Annotated in this window: 10 protein-coding genes; 1 reads left to right on the forward strand and 9 read right to left on the reverse strand. The window is 39.1% G+C overall.

The genetic code is table 11. The features are described from left to right. Positions 1-3 precede the first annotated feature (3 nt). A complete protein-coding gene (locus tag M0R21_00765; protein ID MCK9616347.1) occupies positions 4-1,563 on the forward strand; it encodes a 4Fe-4S dicluster domain-containing protein in 1,560 nt (519 codons plus the stop codon). A gap of 17 nt (positions 1,564-1,580) precedes the next feature. Here M0R21_00765 and M0R21_00770 read toward each other — a convergent pair whose 3' ends face one another. The 9 genes from M0R21_00770 to M0R21_00810 form a co-directional block, all read right to left on the reverse strand. Further along, a complete protein-coding gene (locus tag M0R21_00770; GenBank protein MCK9616348.1) occupies positions 1,581-2,897 on the reverse strand; it encodes an LPP20 family lipoprotein in 1,317 nt (438 codons plus the stop codon). A gap of 6 nt (positions 2,898-2,903) precedes the next feature. After that, on the reverse strand, positions 2,904-4,175 hold the full coding sequence (locus M0R21_00775) for a hypothetical protein (GenBank protein ID MCK9616349.1): 1,272 nt from the start codon (positions 4,173-4,175) through the stop codon (positions 2,904-2,906). A 4-nt stretch (positions 4,176-4,179) separates the two neighbouring features. Next, positions 4,180-5,943 (reverse strand): caspase family protein, encoded by a 1,764-nt coding sequence (locus M0R21_00780; protein ID MCK9616350.1) that lies wholly within the window; start codon positions 5,941-5,943, stop codon positions 4,180-4,182. 11 nt (positions 5,944-5,954) lie between these two features. Continuing rightward, positions 5,955-6,779 (reverse strand): hypothetical protein, encoded by an 825-nt coding sequence (locus tag M0R21_00785; protein MCK9616351.1) that lies wholly within the window; start codon positions 6,777-6,779, stop codon positions 5,955-5,957. A 6-nt stretch (positions 6,780-6,785) separates the two neighbouring features. After that, positions 6,786-8,087: a hypothetical protein gene (locus M0R21_00790; protein ID MCK9616352.1), complete on the reverse strand. Its 1,302-nt coding sequence runs from the start codon at positions 8,085-8,087 to the stop codon at positions 6,786-6,788. Positions 8,088-8,204: 117 nt separating this feature from the next. Next, positions 8,205-8,969: a hypothetical protein gene (locus tag M0R21_00795; GenBank protein ID MCK9616353.1), complete on the reverse strand. Its 765-nt coding sequence runs from the start codon at positions 8,967-8,969 to the stop codon at positions 8,205-8,207. A gap of 45 nt (positions 8,970-9,014) precedes the next feature. Further along, positions 9,015-9,815: a DUF4384 domain-containing protein gene (locus M0R21_00800; protein MCK9616354.1), complete on the reverse strand. Its 801-nt coding sequence runs from the start codon at positions 9,813-9,815 to the stop codon at positions 9,015-9,017. A 45-nt stretch (positions 9,816-9,860) separates the two neighbouring features. After that, positions 9,861-12,509, reverse strand: a complete 2,649-nt coding sequence (locus tag M0R21_00805) for a hypothetical protein (protein ID MCK9616355.1) — start codon at positions 12,507-12,509, stop codon at positions 9,861-9,863. Between the two features lie 13 nt (positions 12,510-12,522). After that, on the reverse strand, positions 12,523-12,859 hold a 337-nt coding region (locus tag M0R21_00810), incomplete at its 5' end, for a hypothetical protein (GenBank protein MCK9616356.1).

A 12,859-nucleotide genomic window follows, 5' to 3' on the forward strand; every position in this document is an offset into this window, starting at 1 on the left:
ATAATGAAAAAATTCAATCTTTTAAGAATATTGAGGATAATTATTTCCTTGGCTTTCTTCTTTTTTATAACCGGTGCATTTCTCGATTTGTATTCTCATTTTGGGGCAATCTTCTCTAAGTGGGTCTTGTTTCTTCAGTTTATGCCCTCGTTGCTGAATTTCATCAATGTCGCCGCCTTTGCAGCTACGGGATTTATTTTTGTATTATTGCTTACCCTGCTTTTCGGAAGGGTATATTGCTCTTTTCTTTGCCCCTTAGGTACTTTGCAGGATGGCATAGGCTGGCTTGGACGGCTTTTCCGCCGCAAACGGTTTCGTTACCGCAAAGCTCCTGCCGCTTTGCATTATTCTATTTTTGGGCTTACGATTTTGATTTTTGGTGCCGGAAGTATTTCCCTGCTTACAATTCTTGAACCTTACAGCAATTTTGGGCGAATTATCGCAAATCTTGTTCGCCCAGTAGTTATATTTTGTAATAATCACCTGGCAAACTTTTTTCAACAGAAGAATATCTATTTTTTTAGCCCTTACGAAAGTGAAATTGCTTCCCCGGGAGCCATTTTGTTTTCGACTGCTTTTCTTTTGATGCTTTTTGTTACGGTTTTTATTTACGGAAGGTGGTTTTGTAATTCGCTTTGTCCGGTAGGAGGGATACTTCGCTTGGTTTCCCAAATTTCTGTTTTTAAAATCAGGATTGACCAGCAGAGTTGTAACTCTTGCGGAGCTTGCATGATGAAATGCAAAGCCGGTTGCATCAACAGTAAAAAGAAGGTAATTGAATTTCAGCGCTGCATAGGGTGCATGGATTGTTTGAAGACTTGTCCCAAAAACGGTGTAAAATATTCACTAATGCCGATGGCTAAAAAAGAACCAACTGCCACAGATGACAGTCGCCGTACATTTTTGAAAACCGCATCAGCGGTTGCGCTTACAATTCCTGCTATGGCGGGCGCCGGACAGGTACTCAGGAAAAGTGGCGCAGGCTCTTTATTTAATGAAAAAAAATGTCCTGTTTGTCCTCCGGGCTCTTTAGGGTTGGAATATTTTAATTTTAATTGTACAGCTTGCCATCTTTGCATCAGCCAGTGTCCGACCCAGGTTTTAAAACCTTCGTACGATTCCTATGGATTGAATGGTTTTATGCAACCTGTGATGGATTACAATGCAAGTTTTTGCAACTTTGAATGTAATCGTTGTTCTCAGGTTTGTCCAAACGGAGCAATTCTGCCACTTACGCTTGCTGAGAAAAAACTTACACAGTTGGGCGTTGCCGTATTTGTTGAAAAAAATTGTGTGGTTTACAACAACAACACAGCCTGCGGTGCCTGCAACGAACATTGTCCGACAAAGGCTGTTACCATGGTTCCATATAAAAACGGACTGAAAATTCCGAAAGTTAACTGGGAAATTTGTCTTGGATGCGGTGCTTGCGAATATGCCTGCCCTACAATCCACAACAAGGCGATTTATGTTGAGGGAGTTCCTGTACATAGAAAAGCTAAGCCACCCGATAGTAAGGTTAACGATACGAAAGTTGATTATAAGGAAGATTTTCCTTTTTAAACAGAAAATAACCGGACTTACAATCCTGCAAATCCGGTTATTTTTGGAATTAGTTTGTCATCAATGGTTTTCATTGCATTTTTGTAGGCTTCGGCTGAAGCATCCTCCCAGTTGAGTTTTACTCCTTTTATGTTTGACAAGGATTCCGAGAATACCACATTACGGCTAAACCTGTCGGCGATTGTAAGTGTGATGTCGCAATAGGCTATGCACATGTTATCAAAACTTCCTCCCTGACGGGTATTTGCCGAAACTGAAATAATCCATTGAGCATCTTTTTCCTGTGCAACGCATGTGAACCTTCCGTTGCAAAGCCTGTTTTTTAATGCTGGAAGTAGTACGGTTGACTTGTTAGTTCCAAATGTTTTCTCATCTGTCGTAAGTATGATTTTGAAAGGCTCAAATCTGACCGAAACCTGACTTTTCACCGGCAGAGAAAAATAACCAGACTGATTTTTTACAAAAGGAATGAAAGAAAAGGCAAACCTGGTTTTAGAGATATTGGAAGGAGTAATGGTATAATGAATTGTGCCATCTTCGCCCGAAAAAAGCAGGGAATCATGCAATGTACAGTCGGCAGAGTGTATCCGGAAGGAAACTCCCTTAACCGGTTGGGCATTCGACGGGCTGATGCGATAAACTGCTTTTGCTTTTAGTGAATAATTTCCTCCATTGAAATTGGAATAACCTGCAACTGAATCTAAAACCATGATTACAATTTTTTCGGAAAAAGAGTTGCAGAAAGTAAAAAACTGCTTTTTCAATGAGGAATAACTGGCATTGGTTTGAAGCATAAAATTGTATTTTTCGGCATCATGGAGGGCAATTTCAGCCATCTGAAGATTTACAATAACATCGGCAAAGTTTGCGGCTTTAAGGCTTGCATCTGCACCTGAAAGGAAAGATGTGGCATTGTTTAGTTTTGCCGCTATTTTTTCTTCAGTCCTTTTTTGAAAGACAGCCTTGTTCAAGCGGATGAATACCCAGTATTCTGTTGCATCCTGATAAGTATCCACTATTTCGTAGCCTTCAATTTCGGCGGCAGTACTGGTTTTTATCCGGCTTTCATATTCCTGGCTGAACGAATTATTGCTTTCGTTGCTGTACAACGATTGTTCGCCGCTTAGATTAACAAAAATAGTGGAGGCAATGTCTTCGAGCGCCCTTTGTTTTGCGATATTTATAAAATCCTTTTCAGATTTTCTGGCATAATTGATTCCTATGTAACTATCGTTTTCAGAAGGACGCTGGTTTATCCATTCGGGGGTGTCCTGTGAACAGGCAACCATGCAATAAAAAATTGCCAGCAGTCCTGAAAGTAAAATTTTCTTCATCCGGATTTACTTAGTATTTTTTTTAGGAAGATACCCTTGTTTTCCGCCGAGAAGTTTTATCAGAAACCATTCACTCTGCTTTTCTAAAACTGTAAATTCAGTGTTTCCGGGAATGCGGGCAACTACAGGCGATTTTGCATCAGGTGATTCATATACTTCAATCCTGTCGTCCTTACTTCCTGAAGTTTTGATTTTGTCGCTGGAAGCCGTGGCATCTGTAACAAAATTGTGCGGGGTAATTTCAATGTTCAGCTTTTTTAACATAACAAGCAGTTCTATACCCTGGTTTGCTCTTTTCAGGGCATCTTTATAGTCGTTTTCGCCAGATTCAATTTCGGTAGCTATGCTGAAATAGTCGGCAGCCTGGGAGTAATTCCCGACAATTTCGTAAAGCAATCCCAGGTTATAGGCTGCTTTTGCATTGTAATTATCGGCATCGTAAATGGCTTTGTAAATTGAAAAGGCTTTATCAATTTCATTGTTGTCAATACATTCAATAGCCTGTTTTGATTTTTCTTTAAAAGAGTCGGTTTTAATTTTCTCAAAGTTATATTTTCTGTACACAAAATATGGTGAAAAATAGTTTACAAGCGAGTTAGCAATAGTTTTAAGGCAGTTATCTGCTAAAATATCAGCTTTCTCCAGTCCATTTCTTGCCTCGTCACATTTGTCGTCGGATGTTTTTGCTTTAGTATCATAAGTACCGAGGACCACACCGGTTGAAACTGAAACTATTTTCATTCTTGCTTCTGCAGTAACAGTTCGTTCGGTACAGTAGGAATATTTTGTTGCTTTCGTTTTCGAGTCTTTGTACTCTACTGTATTATTTTCATCTTTTGATGAATAGGATGTATTTCCCATAATGATTACTTCCACGCCAAGGAGTTTACCAACCGAAACAGCCTGCGACTCGTCGAGCAAGCCCGACATGTTCAACTTTTGTTCTTTCAGCACTTTTTCGAGCTGGGTACGTTCAATAATCTGGTAAATATTTGTTTTAACGCCTTGGAGATAGGTTTTCCCTTCTTTTGTTGCGGTAAAAAAACCTCCTTTGGAATAAATTCCCCTGTTTTCTTCGAGCAGGTTGGCAATCATATAGTCTGAAAGAACTTTTCCTTTTCCATAGTCTCCTTCAAAATCGAGTATGGCAATTCGGGTAACATCAACCAATGGTTTTTCGGGCAATTGTAACTGAAAGCATTCAAGTTTTTGGGCGTAAATGCTGTTTGAAAGGGCTATAATACAAGTAAGGGCTGTAAGTAAATATTTTGTCATCATTTTTTTATTTTGTTTCAATATTTTCAGTGGGTGGTAGTACGGGTGCGGGTGCGGGGGGTGCATACATCATCCATGACGACCATGTATTGATGATGTCGGCACTTACATTTACCTGCGGGTCTTGTTCTTTTTGGTTGATACGTAATGATTCGAGAGATACATTTTTCTGAATATATTTCGATAAATCGGCATAGGAAATGTTGCCTTTGCTTTCCTGGAGCTTTTTCAGCAGATAATACGTAAAAATTCCATGTTGTTTATCTTTATAGGGAAGTGCCGATTGTTCGCCTGAACTTGCCGAAAATACTACCAGGTTGCCAGAAAGGGTTTCATCTTTGGGCTTCACTTTTACTCCGCGGGCAGCAATAAGTCCTGCTTCGCGGCTTCCTCCTGAAAAACAGGCATCCAAAAATACTGTAACCCGCGATGCTCCGGTGGCGACCAATTTCTGGTACATATCGGTTAATTTAATGGCAAAGTTCAAATTGGTTCCGTTTACATCTACGGGGATCAGGTAAGGGTCTTTGGAGTTTTCGTCGGGGAGTCCATGTCCGGCATAGTAGAAGATAATTTCTGCTTCGGGTCCTGTTTTTGTAGCTAATTTGCTGATAAGATCGATTTTTTGTTCAATTTCACTCGAAGTGGCATCGGTAAGGAAGCTGATATTTTGTTCTTCTACGCCAAGGGTATTAAATACATAATCTTTAAAAATGGTAGCATCGTTTCGGGCATAAGCAACATTAATCTCGTTGCCAAGTCCGCGCTGATATTTGGTATATTCTTCGTTACCAATAATAATAGCAAACCTGTTGGGATGTTTTTCTGGATTTGGCGGGATATTTTTATCAACTTCTGCCGATAAGGAGGCTATTTGTATTTGCTGTCCTTCGGTTTTAACACCTTCTACGACCACATTTTTTCTTGCCTGCAGGTTTTGGGTCAGGTTAACCGAAAAAACTGTATCTTTTGAATATTTATTATAGCTTTCGTTTAAATCAATATTAACCGGGATTTCGTTAAATGTATAGCGACGGCTAGCAGTAAATTCAAAATTAAGTTCTTTGGATTCTCCGCTTTTCAGATTTCCGATGTTGAAAAAATTGGTGTCCATTACCAAACAGTTGGGATTGGGAAAAATGAATTTTGCAGTAACATTTTTGCCTAAACCCTGACCAATATTTTGCACAATGAGTTTTAGTGTGATGGGGTAATTCAGTTTGATGGTTCCCCCGTCTTCTGTGCTGAAAATGGCATCAGTTACAACGATTTCAGGATATTGAAACTGCTGAGTTTCTATTTTCATTTCAAGCGGGAATGCATCCAGCCCTCTTTCTTCTATTACTTCGATCCTGAATTCAGCAACCTTGTTTTCAATTTCCATGACAGCCTTGATAGGAATAGTAATTTCGCGGGAAGACTCAGGAGCAATGGTTCCCAGTTCGTAGGTGGATTTAAAGTTCAATCCGGTTACTTCTTTGTCCTTCAGCATGGCTCTTACCACCACATTGCGGGCATCCCCCTTCCCGATGTTCTGAACTTTGAATTTGATTGTGCAGTTTTCGTCGGCATCAATCATATTATTACCGTTTTGGTCGGTGAATTTTTCACCAGTAATTACCAAATCGGGTAAGGCTTTTGAACCTACCAAGGTAGAAGTTTTGTTGAATTCAATTTTTTTGCCCTGGCTTTTTCCCTTGATAACTTTTGTCTGAGTAGAAGCAAGTGTTACGCTCAAACATAGTACAATGAGCAAAGAAAACTTTTTCATATTGTTGATTTTTAAAATTTTAATCTCAAACCAATCATAGGAGTTTGTGAACGGGGATCGTAAGTATAGGAAACGTTCCACTTGCGGTTATCGAGTTGTGTAAGACGATTATCGCGTGATGTGGCTGCGGCTAAAATTGTCCAAAGCATGTCGCCGCCCCAAATTACTGCTGCGGCTATGCCCAGATTATTGGATAGGTCTTTTTGTGTTTTGGAGTCCTTAAAATACTTATCGCGTTTGTTCCAGTCAATTAATTCTTTTTTGTATTTATCGTAATTATCAGATGCTTGCATGTTGAAATAATAAGCTCCCCCGGCGCATCCATAAGCAAGAATACCGGTAAGCCAATAGGCTCCTCCTCCCTTAGCAGCAGTTATTCCCGCACCAGGCAAAAATATTGACCTCACGATGGCACCTCCGATAGACACTCTTCGCTTTCCTTTAATTTCTTTATATTTAGTAATGGGTTCTTCCTGTGCTTTGTTAATAAAATTGGAAATGGCAAGAACGTTAACATACAGTTCTTCTGTACTTTGAAAATTATCGGCTTTGTAATCCCATTCCACTTTTTTGCCAGTGCCTCCGGCTATTCCCAAGCCAATGTCGCCGGTAACCGTTGAGGGGATGGTTTTGAGTCCGCTTGCTGTTTCTATGGTTACAGTTACATTAAAAAGTTCACCGGGCTTGAAATTTACAATGTCGTAAGTAATTACAATTTTATCATTTAAAAGGTTAAAATCAATGTTTCTTACTTCTGATGTTTGCGAATGCAATACCATTGTTTGGCTCATGCAACCGATGATACAGGCGATTATTATATATATTTTCGTTTTCATATACTCTTACTTTTTGATTGTTTTTGATGAAGAAACTGCTTTGCCCTTACTTTTTGAATAGGTTATTTGTGTTTTTGCAACAGGTTGTGAATCAGCAGTGAGTATCTTTGTTTCTCCTTTAGCACTGGAAACTTCCATTGTTATGTTCCAGTTGTAATTCAAGCTGTAAGTGGAAAGGTTGTTCCAACTTCCGTTGTGAATGCAATCACCGTAGCCTGCTATTGCCGGTCCGTCATCAACGCCTGCAGGATATTCGCCAACCGGCTGGTTCATGCATTTAATTCCGACATGTAATTCCTGGGAGGCATCAATGTAAACGTTTGTAGCTAACAGGATTTCATTATAAGCATTTATTACAGGCGAAAGAATACTTTGAAAAAATACCGGGCTTTCGGGATTGGGGTCGCTTCCGACAAACCCTTCGATAGCGTATTGTGTGGAGCTACTTTTTGGGTAAAAAGTTATTTTATTTATTCTCCAACCATTATAATCAGCAAGATGTGATGGGTCGAGACGAATAGCAGCATGAAAGGAACCTCCTTCGGTTAATCCAATGCCATCATGGTTGGTGCCGTCGTCCCACCGGAAGGTGTGTGTTTGGGCACCACCACTTAATGTAGTGAAATAAATTTGACTGCCATATGCAGTTCCATAAGTATTAGAAGCATATGCTTTTACATAATATGTTGTATTTGGTTGTAAATCGGTCATATAACTATAAAATGTTCCCATTCCACTCTGATCGTTTGTATGTGCATCGGAAATAGTAGGGTTAGAATAAATACTCCAGCAGACGCCACGTGCATATACAGTATAACCTCCGTCGTTAGTTACTTCTCCTCTACATTCAGCAGTTGTGGAAGTAATATTGTAAACAGGAGAGTAAGTGGTTACGGTAGGCAAACCTGTAAGAGGGGTAGTGCTAAAGTTTTTTTCTTCGCCTAAAACATAATCTGTTCCGTTATACATGAATGCTTTAAGGTAATAATTTGTGTTTTCTTGTAATCCTGATAAATATGTGTAGTAAACACCTGTATCAGGGTAATCATAAATTTCTATTTTCACATCTGACTCATCTACATCCGGGCTTGTTGAATAGAAAAAGCCCAATTGATAAAAACTTTTGTCACCAAGATCAATAACGGAGCATTTGAGCTTTGCTGAATTGGAATTAATATCGTAAGCATTTTCTGTTTGAATGGCGGCTAAACGTTTTATATCTAACTTTTTGCAGGAAAGCGACCCCAGGAACAAAAAAGCCGTAAGTACCAGCAGGGCTGTAAATGTGAGTATATTATTTCGTTTCATCCGAAAATAATTTGTTATTAATATGCCGGATGGAGATCGCATGTTATTATTTTCATGCAGGTTTGTGTTTTTATATAAACATTCTCGGTTCATAACAATATAATTTATAGTGTATTACTAATATTGATTTCCTAATGTATTGATAACAACAATTTTACCGTTCCGGATTTCGAAAATATTCCAGGTTGTACCTTCTTGTTCAGGAGAGATAGTTAATGTATTTAATAACTGGTTATTACCATATATCCTGCAAACGACTTTCGATTTCGAAAGTCGTTCGCTTCCCGGACGGTTGCTATGGGTAAAGTCCTTCACATAGCAGGTATAGGTTGCCGAATTATCAATACTTTTAATGGTAATGGTTTCCGGACCAAAACCATTGCGATCGTCGCGGTCAAGCTGCGCTGAACCGTCGTCAGAAGTATGGGCATTCTGAAATGAAATATGGTAACCACCTTGTTTGATGAGATGCAGGTCGAGATCATCGGGCCGTTTTGCCCATTCAACTACTACCCGAAGAACTCCAAATTCGATTTCGGGGCAAACGGAGAACCGGTTGTAAAAAATAGTTCCTGCAATGATTTCGAAGGTGTAAATTGCAGGAATATAACCCTTTTTTTCAAAACGAAATCCATATTTTCCATCAGGAATGGTATCAATAAGCGCTCTGCCTTGTAAATCGGTTGTATAATTTCCTGCACCTTCTATCGCTATGGTAGCATTCTCAACAGCCGTACCTTTTTCGGCATCAAAAAACCGGAGTACCAGTTTCCCGTTTACTATTTCTTCTTCGCTGTCTTCGAGTGCATCAAGCATTTTTTCGTATTGTGCTACTGCAAACAATGGAAACAAGAAAATAAGAATAAGTACAAATTTTTTCATATAAATTATTTTTAGGTTTACAATACATTATTTTATATATAACACTTATTCAATACAATAAGGAATATATTTAATGCTATATTCGCCATGCATCACGTTAATAATTTCAAAAAATTCCCTAATACTGATAAAACTGTTAGCACCAGGATGTGATCCAAGTGGTTTTATTCCAAAATTTAATGGTGTCCGGGAAATGAGGATAATCATGCAGCCAAATTCAAAATCGTTTTTAGCTTCTTTTTCCATCACCAATTTAAATGGCCAGGTTTCGGGTGGAAAAATGTACTTGCGGTTTTGCTCAATTTTTTCCTGTGATTCTACGAGCAAGCCTACTTCGTCTTTCCATGTCATGTCGAAAATATAGATGTAGCCGGGCTTTTTTACGGAATATTCCATAAAAAGCTGGTCTTGGTTATGGAAAAAAGAGGCATTGGTTTTAGCATACAATCCAAAAGGGTCTTCAGATTGAGGCTGTCGCAACCGGATGTTCATTTTGATGGTTGTTTCAATCACGCCACCGCTTTGCAGATTTTGGATTGTGTCTATAATTTCGTATCCTGATACATAACCCAGTGAAAATTGCATCATAAAATTGTTGAAGTATTCCTTGTAGGTTGAATTGGTTTCTGTCCGTTGAAAATTAGTAAGGTCAATCACAGAAACGCCCATTTTTTGCTGAATACAAGCTGATAGGGCTTCTTTGATAGTCTTCCTTATTGCATCATTAGGGCTGATGTCAGTAGTTAGCAACTGAAATGGAAAATTATTCACCTCAATGATTTGTGCAAAAGAGGTTACTGAAATAATCCAGAACAGGAATCCGCTTATCAGTAATTTTTTTCTCATGGGTAGGGTGTCTCCGGGAAATCCGATGGTAAATATAGCAAATTATCAGTTTAAAATATCTTTTTTAACATTTACAGTTGTTTGAGTATGGTCGGTATCATAGTCAAAGAGCAAGTTGCCATTTTTTCGAATCATTTTGATAAAATTCAGATTATACCAAACAACCATTTTCCCGACTTTAATACCAGAAATTATGTCTATTTTATAGTCACCTCCGGCAAGTTCTGCAATGGCAATAGCTGATTTATTGGTGATTTTAACTTTATCAAACATAATATCCTGTCCATTGTCAGTAATTATGGTAATGATGCCTTTTGAATTTTTTAGGAAAGAAATTTTTCCCAGATTTTTATAAATGGCAGGGCAGTTTCTTTTAAACCCGGGGTTATATCTGTCAAGTGCTTGTTGGGCAAATTTTCCCGATAATTCTACTCCCATGAACTTCACCAGTCGCACAGCGGCAAATAAACCGGCAATTGACTTTTCGGTTTGTCGTGCAATAAAATTATCGCTTTCGGATTTCAGCATTTCGGGCACGCTGAGTTCGGCTTCACTGGCAAAAGTAATGGTTTTGGATGCGCCTGAAGTTGCTAAGGCAGCAGTGGTTACTCCGGTAAATACACATTCTCCGCCAGGCAAATGATATAGCCCACCGGCTATCAATTCTCCGGTTGCAGGGCTATATTTCAGTACTTTGGAGCTTCCATCAGCTGCTATGGTTACGGAAAAAACAAGGGATATGTCTGCTGGCAGGCTGTCGAGCCCTGTTTTCTGAATCCATTGTGGAGCACCATCTGCGTTAAATTCTGCAATAAACACGTCGCCTTTTTGGTCATTTGCCTGAATAGTTTTTCCGGCAAAAGTCAGTTTTCCGGTAAATGTTCCGGCAAGAAGAATCTGGTTGTTTTTCCCATTTTCTACTGCCAGCCCTACGCTGTTAGCTTCAGAAACAAACGGATATGCCCAAACTATTTCTCCTTTATCATTAGTTTTGGCAATGAAACAACTGTTACCACTGCCCTTTTTCCCGAAGGGGAATGTGCCTAATTGCGTTGTTTCGGTATAATATCCGGTGTAAATGGCTCCACCCTGGGGTAGTTCTTTAAAATTTTGTTGGTTGCTTCCCCTGAAACAACTTTTGGTTTCTGCTGTTTTCCAGAATGTTTCCTGCTCTTGTAAGTCAACTTTTCCAAAATTGATTTCGAGAATTTGAGGAGAAACATCTTTGTACTGAGGCATAGTGAGCCCGAAGGGTGCATTGATATAGGTGGGATCGGCAACAATATATTTTTCATTTTTATACATCAGATAGTCGCCGGATTGGTCGCTGTTAAAATGTATGGCAGTAGCCATATGTTCAGGGTACTCGAGCCCTACTACTTTTAAACCAATGAGTTCACGAACCAAGTAGGAGAATAGTACCGAACGGTCTTCGCAATCGCAAAAGGGATAAAAAAATACTTCTTCTGCAAAGAAAAATTTTTCTTTTCCGAATTGCTGAGGGTCGGTTTTGTAAGCAAATGCCGTTTGTACAAAATTCAGAAGAAAATTCACGGCATCGGCTTCATTCATTCCTGCAATCAGAGGTTTGATGGATTGTGCAAGCGATTCTTTTGCTTGTTGCGATACAGCAGCATTAAAATAAATATCCAGTTCGAGCAAAGGGTAGTCCTTGTAGAAATTTACAAGATCGGGGTCATATTCCATTTGCACTTCGTACGATTTTTCATCATATGTGAAACTAACTTTTTTTGCCATTTTTTTCCCACTAAAAGTTAAAGGGGTGGTAATGTTAAAATCGAACGGTTTGCACGACACGCTGTAATCTTTTGCATAAGTAAACATGTTTTTACCGTCATAGGGCGAAAGCACATAGTATTTCACTCCCTCTAATGCGAGGTAACTTACTTCATAAATCTGGTCGGGTGAGGGTATAAGGAGTAAAATAGAGTTATCCTGGTAGGCAATACGTGCTCCGTAACCCGAACGTACCAATATGAACCACGTGAGTAATTCTGCAGTATTACTGTTTGACGGATAAAGGTATTGTGAAAACTTTCTAACCAGCATCATATAACCATAGTCGTTCAGGTTGAGCTTACTTTTGATAGAAAGCATATCGTCAATCGTTGCAGAATATCCTGTAGCACTTGCTTTATCCCAAAAAGTGGCGATGGATTGTTTTCCGTTTCCGTTTGCCGGGATATTTTGCAAAAATGCATCAAATTCGAGGTAAACAGGTAGTCCGTAAAAATCAAAACTGGAAGCATTTGACTCTTTAATTTCTGTGGATGGTTTTCGCAGGGGTAACAACGATAGCTGTGGCAAATCCGGTTTGTTTTCTATTTTAACAGGGGAAGGCTTAACGGGTATTTTATTCCAATTTTCTCTGGGTTTTTGGGGAGGGATATATTCGGGTACTTTTACAGGTTTGGGTTTTGCAGGTGCTTTTTCCCCTGCAAATACTGCATAATTTTTCCATTCCTGTTTCAGGTAATCCGAAAATTGTTTATCTTGTTGCTTAACATATGTATCATATTCTTTTCGGAGTTTATCCAAACAGTCGTTTTGTTCTTTTACAAACTTGTTGTAATTGGCTTCTTCTTGTTTTGCATATTCTTCCCATGTTTGTGAAAAAGCCAAATTCTCTGCAAAAAATAGCAGGGAAAAAATGAGGATATAATGGATTTTCATGGCAAAGGGGGGATTAGGGTAGGTTAACCCGGATTAGGGTATAAATTTTATTTTGAACGAAAGCTATGTTCTGTAGTCTGAGCTGGAATGCGTTTCCGCCACTTTCACGGTTGAGTTCTGTATTTTTTTGCATATAAACATCTTTCACCTTTTTAATTTGTTGGTAGTTTTCTTTCAGATTTGAAGTCAATTGCCACAATAAACTGTTCATCAGCGGAGGCCAAATCCCGTCGAGGGTGCTCCATCCTGAAGAATACCACCCTGTTGTGTCTGAACACTGTCCTTGGGTTGTTTGATAAAAAAAACGGTAATTCCCATGCGTCGAGGGTTGTTTGTTAAATTCCGATACA

The sequence above is a fragment of the Lentimicrobiaceae bacterium genome (assembly GCA_023227965.1).
GTDB lineage: Bacteria > Bacteroidota > Bacteroidia > Bacteroidales > JALOCA01 > JALOCA01.